The organism is Alkalihalophilus lindianensis (assembly GCF_032843265.1).
GTDB lineage: Bacteria > Bacillota > Bacilli > Bacillales > Bacillaceae_D > Alkalihalophilus > Alkalihalophilus lindianensis.
Genome location: NZ_JAWJBA010000739.1, coordinates 1 through 250, shown reverse-complemented (window position 1 = coordinate 250; position 250 = coordinate 1). Strand labels below are relative to the sequence as shown.

Here is a 250-nt window from a genome sequence, read left to right as displayed (position 1 = left end):
CATTTCCTGTGACAAGTGCCGGAAGCGATTTCCAGGAAGCAATCGCAATTGGGAAATTCCAAGGAGTAATCAGGCCGGCAACACCAATCGGAACGCGGACACTCATTGCAAATTTATTGCGCAGCTCCGATGGCACAGTGTCACCAAATTGCCTCCGTCCTTCTCCAGCCATATAAAATGCCATATCAACCGCTTCTTGTACTTCGCCTCTTCCCTCTTCAATGACCTTTCCCATTTCACTAGTAAGAAC

The 250-nt window shown here is 48.0% G+C and carries 1 protein-coding gene; it reads right to left on the bottom strand.

The features are described 5' to 3' along the window. On the bottom strand, positions 1–250 hold a 250-nt coding region (locus RYX56_RS24145; protein WP_317124354.1), incomplete at both ends, for an aldehyde dehydrogenase family protein.